A 20,429-nucleotide genomic window follows, 5' to 3' on the forward strand; every position below is an offset into this window, starting at 1 on the left:
AATTGCGCCAATTTGCGTGTCGCGACTACAAGTCGCGGCTATTGATCTATATTTTGAATCAGGAGAATCAATGTTTAGAGCGACTTTAATCGTTGCCGTCATCTTGACGGCACAGATAGCGTTCGGACAAGAAAGCAATACGCTTCGTCTGAACGTGATAAATAAAGATACAAAGGCCCCGGTTGCCGAGGCCACGATCACTATCAAAAATACCGAATTGAACACGGTGACAAATGCCGCCGGTATGGCGACCATTGCCAACGTCCCGGATGGCGAATATGTTATCCAGATCTTCTCGCCCGGATTCGCGATCGTTGAAATTAAGATCGCGATCTCAGGTGCGAAAACAAGCGAGAAAACGATCGAACTTGAGATAGACAACGATGTCGGCGACGTCACGATCAGTTCGACTCGCACCGGTCGCGAGATCGATGCAGAACCGACACGGGTCGAAGCAATAGACGAAGAAGAGATCGACGAAAAGATCAATATGCGGCCCGCTAATATCAGTATGCTGTTGAACGAAAGCACAGGTATTCGCGTCCAGCAGACATCGGCGACGTCAAATGCACAAAGCGTCCGCATTCAGGGACTTGACGGTCGGTACACGCAGATACTGAAAGACGGATTTCCATCCTTTGGCGGGTTTTCCGGAAGTTTCAGTATTTTGGAGATTCCACCCTTAGATCTAAAACAGGTCGAGGTCATCAAAGGGCCGTCCGGGACTTTGTTTGGGCAAGGGGCGATCGCCGGAGTTGTAAACCTTATATCAAAAACTCCGGACTATAAACGCGTTACGACCTTACTATTTAATCAAACGTCAGCACTTGGCAGCGATGTATCCGCATTTACCTCGGCTAGAAAAGGCCGCCTCGGATATACGGCCTTAGGGTCATTTAATTATCAACGCGAATACGACGTAGATAACGACGATTTTACCGAACTGCCGCGAACCTTTTCGGTGGCATTCAATCCGCGCTTGTTTGCTTATATCGGAAAGGACACTACGTTCTCCATAGCCAATGCAACATCGTTTCAGAAACGTACTGGCGGCGACATACTGGCATTCGATGGCAATGCGAATGGCATACATCAGTACTTCGAAAAGAATGGCTCGTTCCGAAACATCACCACTATCAACTTTGACACGCTGTTTGCCGACGGCAGTCGTCTGGTTGCAAAACAAAGCCTGGCATTTTTCTCCCGCGATATCGAAACTCCCTCCACCGCATTCAAAGGCCAGCAATTTAATGCGTTTTCTGACGTCGCATACTTTCGAAGCTTCGGAAAGAATTCGTTTATTATCGGCGGCAATATCGTCTTTGATCAGTTTAGCGAGGCAAATGTCGCCGTTGGAGCATTTGACCGAAGCGAAACTCGATCGACGATCGGTGTATTTGCGCAAAACACGGTCGATATAAGCAACAAGTTGAGTCTTGAGGCGGGAATTCGCGTCGATAGTGTCAGAGATTACGGCAGTTTCGTGTTGCCGCGGGCTTCACTTTTGTATCGATTTACCGATAAATTCACAACTCGGATCGGTTATGGGCTTGGATACAAACTCCCGAGCGTTTTTACCGAAGACGCAGAAGAACTTCTGTTTCGTAATGTCGCCGGTATAGGCAATTCGCTCCGTGCTGAACGTAGTCAAGGCGGTACTTTCGACCTGAATTATAGTGATCTGATAATTGAAAACGTTGGTTTCTCGTTGAATCAGATGTTTTTCTTTACGCAGATCGACGAACCATTAATATTACGTGCCGATGGAATGGGCATCTACCGCTTTGCGAACTCGCAAACACCCGTCATCAGCAAAGGATTTGAAACGAACGCAAAAATTACCGTTGGTATCGCCAAACTGTTTGTCGGTTATACATATACCGATGCAAAAGCGGGTTATCTCGCCGGCGATCGCCATCTCACACTTTTGCCAAAGCATAAAATAAACTCTTCTTTGGTTTTCGAAGAACACGAAAACTTCAAAGCCGGGGCCGAATTCTATTTCGCCGATCGCCAGATCCTCGATGACCGCTCGTTGACTCCGCAGAATGCGGTGTTCGGACTCTTCGGCGAAAAGACTTTTGGCAAAATGAGCTTATTTATCAATGCGGAGAATATCTTTGACAACCGGCAGGGACGAAATTCACCGGTAGTCTTAGGAAATCACGCGTCGCCGGACTTCGCGAAGATCTATACTCACGTCGAAGGCCGCGTGTTCAACGGCGGTATAAAGTTGAGGTTCTAAAAATTCGTGTGAATTGGATAGAAAGAACCGCTCACCCGTGCGAGCGGTTCTTTTTAATGTGGGATTACTTTACTCCGAAAGCATATCCAAAGGACATCACCAGATTGCCCGTTCGGCTCTTGCCGTCGTTGAGAGTGTCCTTTTGCAACGTGGTGAGGCCGTATGATGCTCGACCGTCGATGAAGAAATAATTGTCCTTGTGCTTGAATGTAATGCCGCCGCCGCCGGTGATGCCAAAGTTAACGCGGTTTAGGCTATCGGTAACATCGGTCTTGGCGTCAAACGGAATTGTCGGAAACGGCGTACTGGGGCCGACCATTACCGGAATTGAACCGCGATTATCAAGAAATAACGAACTACTTCCGCTCGTGACGGTCGTTGCCTTCATCAAAAAACCGACATATGTGCCGCCGTTCAGGTATGCCCCGACCGGTTTGTCACGTCTGACCCGATACTTCAGCATTACCGGCAACTCGATATAGTCAAGCTTTGCCGTATTGTTGAAATTTGCGAAGTAATAATTACCTGCCGGGAGAACAGGAAGTCCCGGGATCGGTTGAGTTACGGGTTGGATGCCGTTACGCTTGCCGCCCTGCGGTGCATAATCGACCTCGATCTGGAGCGAGGTATTCTTGTGAAGTTGGACATCGACAAAGGCTCCGAAGCTGGCCGCAAGCCGTGATTTATAGTTTTTGGTGATCTCCTGATCGCTGCTGCCGACAAGGTTCGGCAAGCTGATGCCGGCCTTGACGCCGACGTGGACCTCACGTTCATTCGACTGTCCAAACGCCATCAACGAACTTACTACAATTAAAAATACGACCGATAACACTCTCATCCAACCGGAATAAATAGTCTTCATTATTTGATCGGCTCCCTATATAAATGTGCTCATATGACCCCTGGAGGACAGCCATCAGCGATTTTTTCCAATTGTAACTAAATGATCTATTGAAAACAATAAAATAGGCCGCTCGAGATCGTGCGGCCTAGAATAAATAAAATGTGGTGGCCAGAGACGGGGTCGAACCGCCGACACGCGGATTTTCAGTCCGCTGCTCTACCAACTGAGCTATCTGGCCAAATCGCATCCGAAACTGAACCGTGTGCGAATTTGTAAGTGTAGATAAGCCGTCTGATGATGTCAAATCTCATTCGGCTGTTGGGCGTTCAGAATGTCTGAGTAAAAGCATTGCAATTGAGAAATATTTGACATTCACCAACCGGGACATATAATCACGGTTTGGTCGTCGTGGTCTTTTGTAGCTTGAGATTTATGTCTTTTAGTGGAAATAGAAGCGAGCTAACGGCAATTTGCTAGCGGAAACGTCCGTCGGCCGAACTAATTTTGGTAAAGAGGTACAGAAATTATGAATAAGTTCATCAGCGGTTTTGTAATCGCATCAACCGTATATGCGGTCGCTTGCGGCGGCAGTGCACCGGCGAACAACAGTTCGAAGGCGAACAATAGCTCGAATACGAACGTCGCCAATGTCGGTTCCGGTCCGGTCAACGTGGATCCGGCCAATATGCCGGCCGGGATCTCGGTCGAACCGGTCAAGCCGTCGGCAGATACAACTCCCGGCATTCCGGCGGCAAACACGGCGGTGCCAAAAGGCGCAACGCCAACTCCCGGAATCCCGAGTCCTGCGGAGTTAAAGAAAGGTATCAAGCCGGGCGTAACGCCAACTCCCGGGATCCCGAGTGCCGAGGAACTGAAAAAGGCGATGAGCGGAAAATTGCCCGTAAACGCCCCGCCGCCGCCTCCGCCCGGTGACGTGCCGATGATGAAGAGCACCAAAAAGAAGCCGCAGTAGAACTGTCGAGTAAAAATAACGAAAGGCGGTGCCGCGATCGGCCCGCCTTTTGTTGTGAATTATGGGTTGTAATGTATCGGCTATGCCGCCGCGGCGTCAGACTTAGTGAAACCGAGTTCGACTTTAACGTCCTTTTCGATCCGCTCGAGCAGTTCGCGGTTCCCCTTCAACATATTCTTGACATTGTCACGACCCTGGCCGAGCCGCTCGCCCTTGTACGAAAACCACGCGCCGCTCTTTTCGACGATGTTGTTATTGACCGCAAGGTCCAGCAGATCGCCCTCACGCGAGATGCCTTCGCCGTACATAATATCAAACTCTGATTCGCGGAACGGCGGAGCGCACTTGTTCTTGACGACCTTGACCCGCGTTCGATTGCCGACGACCTTGTCACCGTCTTTGATCGCACCAATGCGGCGAATGTCGAGTCTGAGGCTAGCGTAGAATTTGAGAGCCTTTCCGCCAGTCGTCGTTTCGGGTGACCCGAAAAAGACGCCGATCTTTTCACGAAGCTGGTTGATAAAGATGAAACACGTGTGCGAACTCGAAACGATCGCTGTGATCTTGCGTAGAGCCTGTGACATTAGACGAGCCTGCAAGCCCGGCAGGGAATCGCCCATTTCTCCGTCAAGCTCCGCACGCGGCACGAGTGCTGCCACCGAATCGATCACGATAACGTCGACGCTGTTCGAGCGGATCAGCGTCTCGGCGATCTCGAGTGCCTGTTCGCCGGAGTCCGGCTGTGATATCAGCATATCGTCGATATTTACGCCGAGCTTGGTAGCATACTCGGGGTCCATCGCGTGTTCGGCGTCGATGTAGGCACAAATGCCGCCATCGCGTTGGGCCGAGGCGACGACCTGTAGAGCCAGCGTCGTTTTACCCGAACTTTCCGGGCCGTAAACCTCGACGATACGTCCACGGGGAAAGCCGCCAACGCCGATCGCCGCATCGAGGCTCAGGCAATTGGTCGAGATAGCTCCGATATCATCGATCGGACGCTCACCGAGACGCATTATCGATCCTTTGCCAAATTTCTTTTCGATCTGAGCCAATGCCGACTCGATCGCTTTTCCTTTATCCAAGCTCATTGTTTTTTCTCCTGAATTGACCCGTCCAAATTCGCGGCCGATCATATCGGCTTCGAAACACAGATTAACACACTACTCGCCACGATGCAATGACGTTTCACAAATGCAACGAAGCTGAAATTTACTACGCGTTTACAGACGTGTGAATCCGTTCGGACTGAATTAGTTACGGCAAAGTGTAAAACAGACGCAACGGTTTTACAAGGATAATATGCAACCAATCTGCCTCCCGATTCTCAGCCCTGCGGTCGCTGCACGAGAGCCTTTGATCGCCCGATTTGACGGCTTTTGACATTGTGTCCTGCAGTTACTAAAATCACGGTTTGGTTTTTGGGCGGCGCGCTATGATTTAGGCTTATTTTTGAGCAAAAGTATATGAGTGAAGTTGGTGGAAAAACTACGCGGTATGTCGGAGTTGAGGTTTCGAGCAAATCGCTGACGGCGGTGTGTATCGACGAAAATGGGGTTTTATCGGCAACCGACTCGGTCGCGGTCGATTTTCGGGAGACATCCTCCAAGCAGGTCGCAGCTTTTATCCAATCGTTAAAGGGTAAATTCGGCGCGTTCGATATTGTCGGAGTGGCGGTTCCCGGACTCGTTTCCCGAGACGCTAAATCAATAGCATTTTCTGCTCATATCCCGGAACACTCAGGCCTCGACCTGGCCGCTGAGATCGAGGCGGCCACGGGCGTCGCTGCATACGTCGAAAACGACGCGAACGCCGCAGCCTACGGCGAATTTATTCTCGGAGCGGGCCGCGGCAGCCGAAATGCATTTTATGCAACGCTTGGAACGGGAGTTGGCGGGGCCCTGATAATTGAGGGCGAGATCTGGCGAGGCGTCGCCGGTTTTGCGGGTGAATTTGGATATGTTCCGATCAATTCTGAGGGCTTGAGGCTCGAAGAGGTTGCTTCGTCCGCAAATATTATCAGGCGAACGCGTGATCGTTTTCATCAAGACAACACGTCGTCGTTAGTTGAAATTGACGAAAATCTGATGACGATCGCGGACATAGTTGGTGCTGCGATAGCCGAGGACGATTTTGCAAAGTTGATGCTGGAGCGGACGGGCAACTATGTCGGTACCGCCGTCGCGAGTGTGATCAATCTGCTGAATATCGAACGGATCATCGTTGGCGGCGAGATCATGCAGGCTGGCAACATCGTGCTTGACGCGATCGTTGCTAGGGCGTCTGAGTTGTCCTTTGGACCTTCATTCGACTCGACCGTGATCGCCGCCGGGGAGTTGGGCGACAATGCATCGGCGGCAGGTGCAGCTCTACTCGCGGCGAAGGCGTCTTAAGCGTATCTGGGACGGAATATTAACGAACCTTTTTCGCTTTTCAGCGAATCTTATTTCGCAACACAGTGCATACGCGGGTCTTTCTAGTTAATTTTTATCTAGGTAGATTTGCGGATTGCGGTACATTTAGTAAAATCAGAGCAGTTTTACAGTTCGCATTCTTTAAGAACAACCTGAATTAGCGATTTCCGCTTAGTTTTCGCCAATGCGGAACTGGGAGTCGGTGAAGTTTTATTTTCGCAGTAACTGCGAGCGCGAGAGACTTTCAAATGGCACAGATCTTTAGAAAAAGTGCAAATAACATCGCCAAGATCAGTATGGTCGCGGTCGTTGTATTGGCAGGCGTGGCGTTTTTTGCGTACACGCAGATAGCACGTTCGTCATATTTGACGGGCCGTTATTTGGAAAGGCAACAACCTGTCCAATTTAGCCACAAACACCACGTCGGTGATGACGGCATCGATTGCCGTTATTGTCACACGTCGGTCGAAACCACCGCCTCGGCGGGAATACCGCCGACCCAGACGTGTATGAACTGTCACAGCCAGATATGGTCCGACAGTCCATATCTCGAACCGGTGCGAGCCAGCTTTCGTGACAATAAGCCGATCGAGTGGCAAAGGGTGCACGACTTGCCGGAATTCGCGTATTTTAATCACAGTATTCACGTCGCCAAGGGCGTCGGGTGTTCGACCTGTCACGGCCCGGTCGATAATATGCCGGCCGTTTATCAGGACAATACGCTCCAGATGGAATGGTGCCTGGCTTGCCACCGCAACCCCGAAAACTTTATTCGGCCCAAGTCGGAGATCTATAATATGAAGTGGCAGGACAGCGACCTTGATGCCGCTGAGCGTACCAAGTTGAAGGCAGAATATAAGATCCGCAGCAGAGAGATGATGACGAGTTGCTCTACCTGTCACCGGTAAAGCAAAGAAATAGAGGAACTTGAAGAAAGATGTCCAGTTCGGAAACCAAAACCACCTTTGCATCGTTGAGAGACAAGATATTGTCTCAGAACGGTAAAGATTATTGGCGCAGTATCGAAGAGCACGCTGATACACCTGAGTTTAAGGAATTCATCTCGCAGGAGTATCCTCACGAGATCGAAGAGTGGGACAACAGTCTCAGCCGACGAAACTTCGTAAAGGTAATGGGAGCCTCGCTCGCCCTTGCCGGCCTGAGCGGCTGCGTTATCCAGCCACCCGAAAAGATCGTCCCGTATGTGCGGCAACCTGAAGGCAGCCTTCCCGGTAAGCCGATGTTTTACGCGACGGCGATGTCGCTGGGCGGTGTGGCCACCGGACTATTGGCCAAGGCATTCGAGCATCGACCGGTGAAGGTCGAGGGCAACCCTGATCATCCCGGTAGCCGTGGTGCGACCGACGTGCTGGCACAGGCATCAGTGCTGGATATGTATGATCCGGACCGATCTCAGGAAGTGAGCTTTCGCGGAAGCCCCAAGACTTGGGAAAGCTTTATGACCGAGTTCCGCTTGGCGGTCGAAAATAATCGTAGAGACGGCGGTGCAGGTGTCCGGTTTTTGACCGAGACGATCACATCTCCGACGCTGATCGATCAGTTCACCAAGCTCAAAGCCGAACTTCCCAACGCAAAGTGGATCCAGTACGAACCGATCAACAACGACAATGCTCTGTCGGGAGCCAAGTTGGCATTTGGTACGGCGGTCCAGCCGATCTATAAGTTTGACAAGGCCGAAAGGATCTTGTCGCTCGACGCAGATATTTTCTCCGGATTTAACGTTGCTTACCTCAAGGATTTTGCCAAGGGACGTGCGTTCAATGAGGAAAAGAAAGATATCAGCCGTCTCTATTCGGTCGAGACCACAGTCAGCCTGACCGGCGCCAAAGCAGATCATCGGTTGGCTGTTAAGCCGAGCCAGATGGCTGAGATCGCCAAGGCGATCGCTAAAGCGGTCGGCGTTGCCGGTGCGACCTCGACCTATACCGAGAATGCTGCCTGGATCGCGGCGATGGCCAAGGACCTGTCGGAACACAAGGGTCGATCGCTAGTTGTCGCCGGTGATCACCAAGCACCCGTAGTGCACGCACTCGCTCACGCGATCAATGCGGCACTCGGCAATGCGGGCCAAACGGTCGTGTACATCGACCCGCTTTCACCCGGAACTGACAAAACGCAAGTCGAACATTTCAAAGAACTGATCGGTGACATCGACGGCGGTCGTGTCAAGATGCTTGTCGTTCTCGGCGGCAATCCCGTTTACAATTCGCCGGCCGACTTTAAGCTTTCGGCGGAGCGGATGAATAAGATCGCACTCCGTGTGCATCTCGGGCTTCACCAGGACGAGACCGCGGAATTGTGCCAATGGAACGTCCATGGAAAGCATTATTTCGAAGGTTGGAGCGATGCCCGTGCCTTTGACGGCACTGCGACGATCGTCCAACCGATAATTGCACCGCTGTACGACGGCAAGAATTTCCACGAACTGGTTCAACTGTGCTTTAAGGATAACTTTGATAAAAAGGACGCTGACATCGTCAAAGCCTATTGGCAGGCCGCAACGATAACTGCGGCCGCGGCAAAACCTGCCGAACCCGTCAAGGCCGAGGCCAAGCCGGACGCAAAGCCCGCTGGAAAAGAAGTTGCCAAGGAGACAGCTCCGGCCGACGCGGCAAAGATCGAAGTGCCAAAGTCGGCGGCTCCGGCAATTGCCGCGATCCCGGCAGGCACGGCTCCAAAGACATTTGAGGATAATTGGAATAAGGCCATCCACGACGGCGTTGTGCCAAACACTGCCTCGACACCCAAGACCGTCACCGCGACCGCGGCGTTTTTGGCCCAGCCTGAAGCTAAAACAACGGGTTCCGGTAGCCTTGAGATAAGCATTTTGCCGGATCCGTGCATTTATGACGGCCGGTTTGCCAATAACGGATGGCTGCAGGAACTGCCGAATCCGCTGAACAAGATCACTTGGGACAACGTCGCTCTGATCAGCCCGAAAACCGCTGCGAAAATGGGTATCAACGTCGGAAACGACGCCCGTGAATACGTCGGTGGTTCGCAGGGAACCAGCTTTGTTAACACCAAGGGTGGCAACCAGTTCTCAGATCTGGTGACTCTGAAATATCAGGGCGCCGAGATCTCAAAGCCTGTCCCGATGTGGATCGCCCCGGGCCAACCCGATGACGTGATCACCATCTATATGGGCTACGGCCGTACAAGGGCCGGCAAGATCGGCACCGGACTCGGTTACAGCGTCTTCGACGTTCGCCGCACTGATGCGATGAACTTTGGCTTCGGCGATATCACCAAAAAGGGCGAGACCACGACGATCGCCTCGACTCAGATCCACTTCAATATGGAAGGCCGTGATCTGCTTCGCGTTTGGGACGTCGATGAGTTTGTGGCTGACCCGGAAATGGGCCATCAGCACGACGAATACGACAAGTCGATGTACCCGTACGAAGAGCACACGAAGATCTACGATCAGAACACGAAATGGGCGATGTCGATCGACCTTAACTCGTGCGTCGGTTGTAATGCGTGCGTGCTTGCCTGTCAGGCAGAAAATAATATACCGGTCGTCGGCAAAGAGCAGATCGATCGCAGTCGCGAAATGCATTGGCTGCGGATCGACGCCTACTTTGGCGGCGGCGACATCAGCGATCCGGACGGACCGTACTTCCAACCGGTGCTCTGTATGCAATGCGAGCAAGCTCCGTGCGAAGTCGTTTGCCCGGTTCACGCGACCGTGCACAGTGCTGAGGGCCTCAATGATATGGTCTATAACCGCTGTGTAGGTACTCGTTATTGTTCGAATAACTGTCCTTACAAAGTGCGGCGATTCAACTTCCTGTTGTATCAGGATTGGAATACTCCGCAGTATAAACTGATGCGAAACCCGGAAGTTTCGATCCGTAGCCGCGGCGTAATGGAAAAGTGCACATACTGTACGCAGCGTATCGCGGCAGCTCGCATCGAGGCACAGAAGGACGGTGCCCGCAAGATCCGTGACGGCGAAGTGATCACCGCGTGCCAATCGGCTTGCCCGACGGACGCGATCATATTCGGCGATATGGGCGATCCGGAAAGCAGAGTTGCCAAGGCCAAAAAAGACCATCGCGACTATACATTGTTGAACGAACTCAACACTCAGCCGCGTACGACCTATATGGCGGGACTCAAGAATCAGAATAAGGAAATGCCCGATTACAGGGCACCTGAAAAACGGAAAACTAAGCCGGCAAATACGACGGAAACCAAGGCTCCGGGAGGCGAGGCTCACTAGCGGATACTCGGTTCAATTGTCCGCAGAGGACAAATTGGGCGGTTGGTACTTGGACCGTTTGAGTTAGAAAAATATGCAGGAAAAGGACTTACAACAGAAGTTGCGCCCGGCAATGGTCGAGGGTGAGCACTCGTTTGCAAGTGTCACCGACAGCATCAGCGACATTACGCTCAAAAAGCGTACGCCGTTCGGTTGGTTCATCGGGTTCGGTATCGCCTTTATGGTCGCGCAGATGATGATGTTTTCGGTCATCTGGCTACTTGCAAATGGTATCGGCGTCTGGGGAAACAACCAGCCGGTAGGTTGGGCATTCGACATCATCAACTTTGTTTGGTGGATCGGTATCGGTCACGCCGGCACGTTGATCTCGGCCATTCTGTTGCTGCTTAACCAGAAATGGCGTACGTCGATCAACCGTTTTGCCGAGGCAATGACGCTATTCGCTGTGGCCTGCGCCGCGATGTTTCCGCTGCTGCATACAGGACGTCCGTGGCTTGCCGCATATTGGCTGTTTCCGTACCCCAATACAATGGGCATCTGGCCGCAATTCCGAAGCCCTCTTATCTGGGACGTTTTTGCGGTCTCCACCTATGCGAGCGTTTCGGCCCTTTTTTGGTACGTTGGATTGATCCCGGATTTCGCTACACTTCGTGACCGTGCTAAGAACAAATATTTTAGGTTTGTTTACGCGGCCCTTTCGTGGGGTTGGCGCGGGTCAGCACGGCACTGGCATCGGTATGAGATCGCGTATTTGATACTTGCCGGCATCTCGACACCGCTCGTACTTTCAGTACACTCGATCGTTTCGTTCGACTTCTCGGTGTCACAGGTTCCGGGTTGGCACGCGACGATCTTCCCGCCGTACTTTGTGGCGGGTGCGGTGTTCGCCGGATTTGCAATGGTTCTAATACTCTGTATCCCGCTGCGGCGTTGGTACAGAATGGAAGATTTTATCACCAAAACTCACCTTATCTTTATGTCAAAGGTGATGCTTGCGACCGGGTTGATCGTCGTTTACGGTTACGCGATGGAAGCCTTCTTCGGCTGGTACAGTGCGTCCCAGTACGAAATCTTTATGGTCAAGAACCGAATATGGGAAGGCCCTTATTGGTGGTCATACTGGCTCTTGATCTTCTGTAACGGACTTTCGATCCAACTTCTTTGGTTCAAGCGATTTCGAGAGAGCGAGTTTTGGCTCTTTACGATCTCGATCGTGGTCAGTGTCGGTATGTGGCTTGAGCGTTTTGTGATCATCGTTACGAGTTTGCATCGCGACTTTCTGCCGTCATCGTGGGCTATGTACAGCCCGACGATGATCGACTGGTCGATGTTTATCGGCACGATCGGTTTCTTCTTTACCTTGCTCTTCCTGTTTGTCAGGTTCGTACCTATCATCTCGATCTTCGAGGTCAGGACGCTCCTGCCGGATGCCAATGTTCACGGACACCATCAGGATTTCGAAGAGAATGTTATCGAGGTCGAGTACACATACGACCGAACCGATCCGCCAAACGAATAAACGAGAGGATCAAGGTTAATTAGTTTTAGTTAACGAATTTAGATATGGGCAACAACATATACGGAATTCTGGCCGAGTTTGACACGCCGACCGAGATGGTCGACGCGGCGATCAAAATGCGCGACGCCGGCTATACCAAGACCGATGCATTTTCGCCGTTCCCGCTGCACGAGATCGACGAGGCGTTAGGTATCAAACGGAGCATTTTGCCGTACCTCATTTTTGCAGGCGGCGTGACCGGCCTTTTGGCAGGACTTGGTCTTGTCTATTTCGTTCACGTGATCGACTATCCGATCATCGTCGGCGGTCGGCCTAACTTCAGTCTGCCGGCATTTATTCCGCCGCTTTTCGAACTGACGATCCTCTTTGCGGCCGTGGTAGCCGTTTTTGGAATGTTGTTCCTAAATGGTCTCCCGGCACCTTATCATCCGTGCTTTAACGTACCGCGTTTCGCTCTCGCGACGCGCGAAAAGTTCTTCTTGATAATTGAGGCTGAGGATCCGCAATACGATTACGAAAAGACGCGCAGCTTTATGGAAAGCCTGAACGCACAGGAGGTTTTCGATGTACCTGAATAATCTTCTGTCCAAGAATAGACCTATGATACGGCGGATCGGATTTACAGTTTGCTTTACTGCCTTTGCAGTTCTGACCGGATGTGGCGTGCGTTTTGATATGCAGGACCAACCGCGTTACAAGGCATATAAGAAGAGTGAGTTCTTTGCTGATAATCGAGCATCGCGCGATGCCCCCGAAGGCACGATAGCTCGCGGCCAACTCCACGACAACAAGGCGTTTTACACCGGTAAGGTCGATAATCCTAACCCTAATGCCGAAGTTGCAAGTACAACCAATGCCGCCGGAAACACGATCGTCACTTCATTTCCGAATGCAGTCGATGAATTTCCGTTGACAGTAAACAAGGAACTGGTCGACCGTGGGCAGGAGCGTTACAACATTTACTGCATCGTGTGTCACGGCCCGGTCGGCAAGGGTGACGGTATGATCGTCCGCCGCGGATTTTCGCCGCCGCCGACGTACCACGATGATCGGCTTAGAAACGCCCCGGTCGGACATTTCTTCGACGTTATTTCTAATGGTTTTGGCAAGATGAATGGTTACGGTGCACAAATACAGCCCGCGGACCGTTGGGCGATCGTTGCCTACATTCGAGCTCTGCAGGTGAGCCAAAACCCCGACACGAACCTTAAGATGAACAATAGTAATGCGGCAAATACAGCGGCACCGAAATCGGCCGAACCTGCCAACACTAACGGAGGTGGCAAGTAAATGGCTGCACTTGAGAAATATTACGCTCCGGCGGTCGTCAACAAATGGCGAACAATGGCACTAGGTGTCGGCGGCATTGCACTTATCATTTGGGCGGTCGGGTGCTACTTTAATACTGAGCAGGCACTGCGTTCGTGGTTGGTCGGCTTTGTCTTCTGGGGCGGTATCGGGCTCGGCAGCCTTGGTGTATTGATGCTTCAATACCTCACTGGTGGTGCCTGGGGCGTAGTCATCCGCAGAACGGTCGAGGCCGGTTCACGGACGTTGCCGTTGATCGTGCTATTGTTTGTTCCGCTTGCGATCGGTGTCTACACTCGCAACGTGTACGAGTTTACACACCTCCCGGCGGATGATCCGGTGATGCTGCATCGAGGCGTATTTATGGCACCTTGGTTCTGGATCGTCAGATCAGCCATCTATTTCGCGATCTGGTACGTAATGGTCCATTTGCTAAATAAATGGTCTGCCGAACAGGACAAAACCGATAACATCGTGGATGCCGAACGCTTTTTGGATCGAGCTTCACGATTTTCAGGTCCGACGCTGGTCATCTATTCGCTTATCGTTACATTTGCGGTAGTCGACTGGGTGATGATGCTCGACCCGCACTGGTTTTCGACTATGTGGGGATTGCTCTTTGTCGCCGGATGGGCACTGAGTTGTTTCTGCTTTGTCGTCGCGGTGCTGGCCAGTCTGTCGGACAAAGCCCCGATGGATGGAATAGTCGGAAAACGGCATTTCCACGATCTCGGCAAGCTGATGCTGGCTCTGACGATGGTTTGGGCATACTTCAACTTCTCGCAGTTCCTGATCATCTGGTCGGGCAACCTGCCTGAGGAGACGACCTGGTACCTGACCCGAATGAAGGGCGGGTGGGGCTACATAGGTGTATTGCTCATCATTTTCCACTTTGCTTTTCCGTTCCTCGTGCTCTTGCAGCAAGACTTTAAGCGAAAGGCACGGTGGCTGTCGGCCCTGGCGATATTTATACTCGTGATGCGTCTGGTCGATATGTTTTACCAGATCGCTCCGACACCGCGGATCACGGAAGGGATCGCAACGGGAGCGTTCCACATCGATTGGCTCGACATTGTCGCACCCGTCGCTATCGGTGGTATTTGGCTCTGGTGGTTTTTCGGTGAGCTTTTGAAACGTCCGCTGGTGCCGGCTCAGGATCCGTTTTTTGAAAGTGCTATCGATCACGGCAAGGGGCACTAAGAGAGATCTGGTTTATTTGCTTTTGGTAAAGCTATGTCAAAGAAACATATAGATACCGCAGCCGACTTTGATAAAGGCTACGAGGATAATGAGATCGGCTTGAAAGGCATCGTTTATTTCGGTGTCGGGCTGTTGCTTTTGATCGTTCTGACCTTCGGGTTGATGTGGGCTTTTCTCGGCACGATGAAGGACTATGCGACAGAAACCGCCGGTCCGGCGAATCCGTTGAAATTGTCTGACAAAGAGCGATTGCCGGCAGAGCCGAGATTGCAGTCAGCCCCCGGTTTTGGCGTCGATACGACCAAAGGCCGTGTCAGTCTCGAACTGACGGCCCCGCAGAGCGAGTACTGGGAGCTTCAGAAAGAGTGGAAAGAGCAGTGGGCAAAGGGCGAGACCGATCCAAAGACGGGTACGATCATTTCGCTACCGATCGACGAAGCCAAAACAAAGTTTTTGGCCGGACCGATAAAGGCGAAATCAGGGCCCGATGCCGAAAAGATGTATAAAGAATCGAGGATGTTTATTTCCGATTCGGGCGCGGGCCGTACAGCGTCTGAAACGCAAAGGTAGTGACTAATGAAAAAGGATTCGCCAATATCAGCAGTTTTGATGGTGAAGCTTTGTGCTTTGATAATTATTTTGACTGCGTTCGTCGCGGTGCCTGCTCAGAAAGTTGAGCAATACAATTCACCTTTGTATTCACCGAAGACGTACGATCCGTCGCAAATGACCAACAATGGTATGCCCGAGGCCCTCCAATCGATCGGCATCGACCAGAAGCTTGGTGATAGATTGCCGATGGACGCCGAGTTTAAGAACGAAGACGGGAAAATGGTCAAGCTTGGTGACTATTTTACCAAGGGCAAGCCGGTGATCATTGCGTTCGTATACTATGAGTGCCCGATGCTTTGCAATCAGGTTCTCAATGGCCTCAGCGGAGCCTTAAAGGGGATAAATTTGGAGGCCGGAAAGGACTTTGACATTCTCGCGATCAGCTTTGACGCACGTGAGAATGACAAGCCGGATCTGGCTAAGAATAAGAAGGCAAGCTATGTCGAGCGTTATGACCGCCCGGGCGGTGAGAATGGCTGGCACTTTTTGACCGGCACACAGGCGTCTATTGACCTGGCCACCAAGGCAGCAGGGTTCAATTATAAGTGGGACGAAAAGTCGAATCAGTTTGCTCACGTGGGCGGCGTGATGATAACGACGCCGGACGGCAGACTGTCGAAATACTTTTACGGTATCGACTACGCCCCAAAAGATATTAAGTTCGGGCTGATGGAATCGGCCGAAAGCCGGGTCGGGAATCCGGTAGACCAGCTTTTGCTCTACTGCTATCATTATGACCCTTCGACGGGTAAATATGGCCTAGCGATCCTGAGCGTGATCCGCTTGGCAGCGATCGCAACGTTGATAGGATTGGGTGCAATGGCATTCGTTTTTTGGCGGAGGAATAAGCGTAAGGCCGCGTGACGCGCGGGGCTGATCAATGAATACGGCGGTTCGCTGATCATACCGACACCGTAATTATAAGTAGTATCAGGTCCGAGAGAATTTATGCAGAACACTAGTTGGGTACCAATATTTCCAGAACAAGCGTCAACATTCGCCTGGCAGGTCGATGCTTTGTACTTCTACCTCATTTTCGTGAGCGTAGCATTTTCGATACCGATCATCGTCGCGATATTTTTCTTCTCGATCAAGTATCGGGCACGAGAGAAATTTGCTACGCCGGAGGAGATCCACGGGTCGATGGTTTTGGAAACGGTCTGGTCTATCATTCCGTTCGTTGTTTCGATGACGATATTTTTGGGCGGAGCCATTATCTATTTCCAGCAGTACACGCCGCCCGAAGACGCGATGGAGGTCTATGTCGTTGGTAAACAATGGATGTGGAAGATCCAGCACGAGAGCGGTCAGCGAGAGATCAACGAACTCCACGTGCCCGTCGGACGCAAGGTCAAGTTAACGATGACGACCGAGGACGTGCTCCACGATTTCTTCATCCCGGCATTTCGTACGAAGGCTGACGTCGTGCCCGGTCGCTACACATATATGTGGTTCGAGGCGACCAAACCGGGCAAGTATCGACTGCTTTGTGCCGAATATTGCGGGCTCAATCACTCCGGAATGGGTGGTTGGGTCTACGTGATGGAGCAGCGTGATTTTGACAATTGGTTGAGCGGCAACGTTTCCGGCCAAACGCCGGTCGATGCGGGAAAAGACCTGTTTCAAAACAAGCTCGGATGTGCCTCGTGTCACTCCGGCGGGGCGGGCCAACGCGGAGCTAAGCTCGAGGGCATTTTCAATACAGACGTCAAACTCGTCGGCGGACAGACCGTTACGGCGGACGATCAATATCTGAGAAATTCGATCCTGAACCCGGCGTCACAAGTTGTCGAGGGCTATCAGCCGATAATGCCTACTTTCAAGGGGCAGGTCACTGAGGAACAGTTGAATTCGCTGGTCGCCTATATTAAGTCGTTGAGCCCGGGAGCGGCATCGCCGTCGGCGATGGCTCCGCCTGCTGCACCAGCGAGTGCAAATTCGGCGGCAACAACCAAAACGGCGCCTGTTAAACCGGCAGCGAACAGTAATAAGTAGAGTAGTAAATGATTATGCAAACGCAAGATGCAATGAATGCGGAGATGGCGGCCAAACCGAAGTTGAATTATCTAACTAACGGCACGTCACTCAAGTCGTGGCTTTTGACCAAAGATCATAAGCGCATCGCCATTATGTATTTGATCTCGGTGTCGGTGTTCTTCTTTATGGGAGGACTCTATGCCGCCGCGATCCGACTCGAACTTCTGACGCCGGCCAGTGACCTGCTCGAATCAGGCACCTATAACAAGGTGTTTACTCAGCACGGGATCCTGATGGTCTTCTTCTTTTTGATCCCGGCTATCCCTGCCATCCTCGGTAATTTTTTATTACCGCTGATGATCGGTGCAAAGGATCTGGCACTGCCGCGTATCAATCTGTTGAGCCTCTATATTTACTGGGTCGGCGGAATATTTACTTTGTATGGCCTGATGCAGGGCGGCGTCGATACGGGCTGGACGTTTTACACCCCGTACAGCACGACCTTTTCAAACACTTATGTGATGGCGGTCGGACTCGGTATCTTTATCAACGGATTCTCTTCGATCCTGACCGGGCTTAATTTTATCGTTACGATCCATACGATGCGTGCGCCGGGGATGACCTGGTTTCGCCTGCCGCTATTCGTCTGGGCGCACTATGCGACCAGCCTCGTAATGATCCTCGGCACACCGGTGGTTGCAATTACCATCCTGATGCTCGCACTCGAACGCGTTGGCCACGTCGGCATATTCGATCCGTCGATCGGCGGCGACCCGATTCTTTTCCAGCATCTGTTCTGGTTCTATTCGCATCCGGCCGTCTATATTATGATCTTGCCGGGAATGGGCGTGATCAGCGAATTGATCTCGAGCTTCTCGCGAAAGAAGATCTTTGGATATGAGTTCATCGCGTTCTCAAGCATCGCGATCGCTGTTTTCGGCTTTTTGGTATGGGGCCACCATATGTTCGTTAGCGGACAGTCGGTCTATGCCAGCCTTGTTTTCTCATTCCTGACTATGGTCGTTGCGGTACCGTCTGCGATCAAGATGTTTAACTGGACGGCGACGCTGTTCAAGGGGTCGATCACGTTCGACACGCCGATGCTTTATGCGATCGGTTTTATGGGACTGTTCCTTATCGGCGGCCTGACGGGGCTTTTCCTCGGGTCGGTCGGCCTGACGGTTCACCTGACGGATACTTACTTTGTCGTGGCCCACTTCCACTATGTGATGGTCGGCGGGCAGGTCATCGCATATCTTGGCGGGATTCATTATTGGTGGCCGAAGATAACCGGACGAATGTACTCGGAGTTTTGGGGCAAGATATCGGCTATGCTGGTGTTTGTCGGGTTTAACCTAACGTTTTTCCCACAGTTCATCCTCGGTTATATGGGAATGCCTCGGCGTTATGCGTCGTATCCGGAGGAATTTCAGGTTCTGAATATCTTCTCCACAGCTGGAGCCTCGGTGCTTGCTATCGGATTAAGTATGCCGGTGTTGTATCTTTGCCATTCGCTGCTTTATGGCAAAAAGGCGGCCGACAATCCGTGGATGCTGCCCGGACTCGAATGGCGTACAAGTTCGCCGCCACCGACGGAAAACTTTGAAACGATGCCCGTTGTCACTTGGGAAGCGTACGAATACGGCGAGGAAAGCGGCCTCGATCTTGAAGAAGCGAGGCGGAGCGAAGCACCCGCCACATTGGCATAGAATTGAACACGACGGTCCGGGCGGCGAAACGTTTATCGTCGTCGGAGACCGATCAAACTATCTTGTTTGAATTCTCAATAGATAAATAATGTCGACACACGCAGATACACACGAACATCATCACGCTCCGGGTCTTCAACATCAGTTCGAAGACATGAAGCAGCAGGAAGAGTCCGTCTCGATCGGGATGTGGCTGTTCCTCGCCCAGGAGATCATGTTCTTTGGCGGGCTGTTTACGGCCTATTTGGTATTCCGTTCGCGGTACCCGATGGCATTTGCCGCGGGCAGTAACCACCTCGACGCATTTCTCGGCGGACTAAACACGCTCGTGCTTATCGTCAGTTCGCTGACAATGGCCCTAACCGTGTATTACGCGCAGAAAGGCAACCGGAATATGCAGGTCATTCTGATCGTGCTGACTATGCTCTTTGGCACGATGTTTCTGGGCGTTAAGGCCGTTGAATACAACGACAAATACAACAACGGCCTAGTGCCCGTCGCCGGACTGAACAAAAAGACCAAAGCGGGTGTACCGGCAGCTGAACACAAGGCATTTGTGCTTCCGTTCGAAACCGTCGCATCAGCGTCAGAGAGTACACCCGGAGCACCGGAGCACGTCTATGTAAATCCGCACGGCGAGTTTCAGTGGCACGAGTACGATCTGATCCGCCATACCATCGAACTCCAGGCTAAGGAACCTAACGTCCAGCATCTGACGGTGGCCGAGAAGATCGGTTATTTTACAAGCGGGCAACTGGACGAAAACAAGTTTCGGGACAAGGTCAGGATATTTTTCTGGATATATTTCGTCATGACGGGGCTTCACGCCCTGCATATGATCATTGGCCTTGGGCTGATGACCTGGCTCTTGTGGAAGGCGTGGAAGAATACCTACAGTGCCGAATATTATATGCCCGTTGAAATGTCGGGCCTATATTGGCACTTTGTCGATATTGTTTGGATTTTCCTGTTTCCGCTGCTCTATTTGCTCGGCAGGCACTTTATACATTAGGGAGAATTGATGTCGGATAATCATTCAGAAGAACAACATATAGGCATCCCGGGCTACTTGACCATTTTCGGGATATTGTTTGTCGGCACCATCGTGACGTATCTCGTGGCTTTGACCGATCTCGACAGTATATTTGTCGGAGCAAATACATTGGTCGCGTTAGGCATCGCATTTTTCAAGATGCTGTGCGTGATGCTGTTTTTTATGCACGTCCGGTGGAGCCCTAAAATGGTCTGGATATCGGCTCTAGCTGCCTTTTTCTGGCTGGCGATAATGTTCTCGTTTACGATGGGCGATTATTTCACACGCGGAAACGGTGTGTTCGGGCAGTAGCCGGCGGCATTTTATTGATCAGACACGCGGTGCG

The 20,429-nt window shown here is 51.7% G+C and carries 17 protein-coding genes and 1 tRNA gene; 15 read left to right on the top strand and 3 right to left on the bottom strand.

Translation table 11 applies throughout. The features are described from left to right. Nucleotides 1-70 precede the first annotated feature (70 nt). Nucleotides 71-2,245: a TonB-dependent receptor gene (locus IPQ00_04890; protein ID MBL0239897.1), complete on the top strand. Its 2,175-nt coding sequence runs from the start codon at nucleotides 71-73 to the stop codon at nucleotides 2,243-2,245. Nucleotides 2,246-2,309: 64 nt separating this feature from the next. Here the strand turns inward: IPQ00_04890 and IPQ00_04895 are convergent, their stop codons facing one another. Next, nucleotides 2,310-3,107 carry a PorT family protein gene (locus tag IPQ00_04895; protein MBL0239898.1) on the bottom strand — a complete coding sequence of 266 codons (798 nt, stop codon included), beginning with the start codon at nucleotides 3,105-3,107 and terminating at the stop codon, nucleotides 2,310-2,312. Between the two features lie 144 nt (nucleotides 3,108-3,251). Next, nucleotides 3,252-3,327: transfer RNA gene (locus IPQ00_04900), tRNA-Phe, on the bottom strand. Between the two features lie 288 nt (nucleotides 3,328-3,615). Here IPQ00_04900 and IPQ00_04905 point away from each other — a divergent pair. After that, on the top strand, nucleotides 3,616-4,062 hold the full coding sequence (locus tag IPQ00_04905; protein MBL0239899.1) for a hypothetical protein: 447 nt from the start codon (nucleotides 3,616-3,618) through the stop codon (nucleotides 4,060-4,062). A gap of 80 nt (nucleotides 4,063-4,142) precedes the next feature. On the opposite strand, the gene recA is transcribed toward IPQ00_04905, so the two are convergent. Continuing rightward, nucleotides 4,143-5,153: a recombinase RecA gene (gene recA / locus IPQ00_04910; protein ID MBL0239900.1), complete on the bottom strand. Its 1,011-nt coding sequence runs from the start codon at nucleotides 5,151-5,153 to the stop codon at nucleotides 4,143-4,145. A gap of 375 nt (nucleotides 5,154-5,528) precedes the next feature. Between recA and IPQ00_04915 the strand changes: the two genes are divergently transcribed. The 13 genes from IPQ00_04915 to IPQ00_04975 all read left to right on the top strand — a co-directional run bounded on the left by IPQ00_04915 (nucleotide 5,529) and on the right by IPQ00_04975 (nucleotide 20,395). Continuing rightward, nucleotides 5,529-6,455, top strand: a complete 927-nt coding sequence (locus IPQ00_04915) for an ROK family protein (GenBank protein ID MBL0239901.1) — start codon at nucleotides 5,529-5,531, stop codon at nucleotides 6,453-6,455. A 269-nt stretch (nucleotides 6,456-6,724) separates the two neighbouring features. Beyond that, nucleotides 6,725-7,384: a cytochrome c3 family protein gene (locus tag IPQ00_04920; GenBank protein MBL0239902.1), complete on the top strand. Its 660-nt coding sequence runs from the start codon at nucleotides 6,725-6,727 to the stop codon at nucleotides 7,382-7,384. A 29-nt stretch (nucleotides 7,385-7,413) separates the two neighbouring features. Beyond that, the gene (locus IPQ00_04925) at nucleotides 7,414-10,725 is read left to right on the top strand and encodes a TAT-variant-translocated molybdopterin oxidoreductase (GenBank protein MBL0239903.1); all 3,312 of its coding nucleotides are present in this window, start codon (nucleotides 7,414-7,416) and stop codon (nucleotides 10,723-10,725) included. Nucleotides 10,726-10,798: 73 nt separating this feature from the next. Continuing rightward, nucleotides 10,799-12,244 (top strand): polysulfide reductase NrfD, encoded by a 1,446-nt coding sequence (nrfD, locus tag IPQ00_04930; GenBank protein ID MBL0239904.1) that lies wholly within the window; start codon nucleotides 10,799-10,801, stop codon nucleotides 12,242-12,244. Nucleotides 12,245-12,288: 44 nt separating this feature from the next. After that, a complete protein-coding gene (locus tag IPQ00_04935) occupies nucleotides 12,289-12,822 on the top strand; it encodes a DUF3341 domain-containing protein (protein MBL0239905.1) in 534 nt (177 codons plus the stop codon). 22 nt (nucleotides 12,823-12,844) lie between these two features. Further along, nucleotides 12,845-13,534: a cytochrome c gene (locus IPQ00_04940; GenBank protein ID MBL0239906.1), complete on the top strand. Its 690-nt coding sequence runs from the start codon at nucleotides 12,845-12,847 to the stop codon at nucleotides 13,532-13,534. Then, nucleotides 13,535-14,752, top strand: coding sequence for a hypothetical protein (locus IPQ00_04945; GenBank protein MBL0239907.1), 1,218 nt, complete (start codon nucleotides 13,535-13,537; stop codon nucleotides 14,750-14,752). It abuts the gene before it with no gap. A 33-nt stretch (nucleotides 14,753-14,785) separates the two neighbouring features. After that, nucleotides 14,786-15,322 carry a hypothetical protein gene (locus IPQ00_04950; protein ID MBL0239908.1) on the top strand — a complete coding sequence of 179 codons (537 nt, stop codon included), beginning with the start codon at nucleotides 14,786-14,788 and terminating at the stop codon, nucleotides 15,320-15,322. Nucleotides 15,323-15,328: 6 nt separating this feature from the next. Beyond that, nucleotides 15,329-16,228, top strand: coding sequence for an SCO family protein (locus tag IPQ00_04955; protein MBL0239909.1), 900 nt, complete (start codon nucleotides 15,329-15,331; stop codon nucleotides 16,226-16,228). Nucleotides 16,229-16,312: 84 nt separating this feature from the next. Next, nucleotides 16,313-17,359: a cytochrome c oxidase subunit II gene (gene coxB / locus IPQ00_04960; protein ID MBL0239910.1), complete on the top strand. Its 1,047-nt coding sequence runs from the start codon at nucleotides 16,313-16,315 to the stop codon at nucleotides 17,357-17,359. Between the two features lie 32 nt (nucleotides 17,360-17,391). After that, entirely contained in the window at nucleotides 17,392-19,050 is a 1,659-nt protein-coding gene (locus IPQ00_04965; protein MBL0239911.1) for a cbb3-type cytochrome c oxidase subunit I, read from the top strand. A gap of 88 nt (nucleotides 19,051-19,138) precedes the next feature. Further along, nucleotides 19,139-20,062: a cytochrome c oxidase subunit 3 gene (locus IPQ00_04970; protein ID MBL0239912.1), complete on the top strand. Its 924-nt coding sequence runs from the start codon at nucleotides 19,139-19,141 to the stop codon at nucleotides 20,060-20,062. A 9-nt stretch (nucleotides 20,063-20,071) separates the two neighbouring features. Beyond that, nucleotides 20,072-20,395 (top strand): cytochrome C oxidase subunit IV family protein, encoded by a 324-nt coding sequence (locus tag IPQ00_04975; protein ID MBL0239913.1) that lies wholly within the window; start codon nucleotides 20,072-20,074, stop codon nucleotides 20,393-20,395. The last annotated feature ends 34 nt before the right edge of the window (nucleotides 20,396-20,429 follow it).

Origin of the sequence: Chloracidobacterium sp. (assembly GCA_016720705.1) — a bacterium.
Taxonomy (GTDB): domain Bacteria; phylum Acidobacteriota; class Blastocatellia; order Pyrinomonadales; family Pyrinomonadaceae; genus OLB17.

Bases quoted from the DNA above. Each gene is read 5' to 3' on its own strand.
- IPQ00_04890 (MBL0239897.1), top strand. From the start codon at position 71: ATGTTTAGAGCGACTTTAATCGTTGCCGTCATCTTGACGGCACAGATA.
- IPQ00_04895 (MBL0239898.1), bottom strand. From the start codon at position 3,107: ATGAAGACTATTTATTCCGGTTGGATGAGAGTGTTATCGGTCGTATTT.
- IPQ00_04905 (MBL0239899.1), top strand. From the start codon at position 3,616: ATGAATAAGTTCATCAGCGGTTTTGTAATCGCATCAACCGTATATGCG.
- recA (MBL0239900.1), bottom strand. From the start codon at position 5,153: ATGAGCTTGGATAAAGGAAAAGCGATCGAGTCGGCATTGGCTCAGATC.
- IPQ00_04915 (MBL0239901.1), top strand. From the start codon at position 5,529: ATGAGTGAAGTTGGTGGAAAAACTACGCGGTATGTCGGAGTTGAGGTT.
- IPQ00_04920 (MBL0239902.1), top strand. From the start codon at position 6,725: ATGGCACAGATCTTTAGAAAAAGTGCAAATAACATCGCCAAGATCAGT.
- IPQ00_04925 (MBL0239903.1), top strand. From the start codon at position 7,414: ATGTCCAGTTCGGAAACCAAAACCACCTTTGCATCGTTGAGAGACAAG.
- nrfD (MBL0239904.1), top strand. From the start codon at position 10,799: ATGCAGGAAAAGGACTTACAACAGAAGTTGCGCCCGGCAATGGTCGAG.
- IPQ00_04935 (MBL0239905.1), top strand. From the start codon at position 12,289: ATGGGCAACAACATATACGGAATTCTGGCCGAGTTTGACACGCCGACC.
- IPQ00_04940 (MBL0239906.1), top strand. From the start codon at position 12,845: ATGATACGGCGGATCGGATTTACAGTTTGCTTTACTGCCTTTGCAGTT.
- IPQ00_04945 (MBL0239907.1), top strand. From the start codon at position 13,535: ATGGCTGCACTTGAGAAATATTACGCTCCGGCGGTCGTCAACAAATGG.
- IPQ00_04950 (MBL0239908.1), top strand. From the start codon at position 14,786: ATGTCAAAGAAACATATAGATACCGCAGCCGACTTTGATAAAGGCTAC.
- IPQ00_04955 (MBL0239909.1), top strand. From the start codon at position 15,329: ATGAAAAAGGATTCGCCAATATCAGCAGTTTTGATGGTGAAGCTTTGT.
- coxB (MBL0239910.1), top strand. From the start codon at position 16,313: ATGCAGAACACTAGTTGGGTACCAATATTTCCAGAACAAGCGTCAACA.
- IPQ00_04965 (MBL0239911.1), top strand. From the start codon at position 17,392: ATGAATGCGGAGATGGCGGCCAAACCGAAGTTGAATTATCTAACTAAC.
- IPQ00_04970 (MBL0239912.1), top strand. From the start codon at position 19,139: ATGTCGACACACGCAGATACACACGAACATCATCACGCTCCGGGTCTT.
- IPQ00_04975 (MBL0239913.1), top strand. From the start codon at position 20,072: ATGTCGGATAATCATTCAGAAGAACAACATATAGGCATCCCGGGCTAC.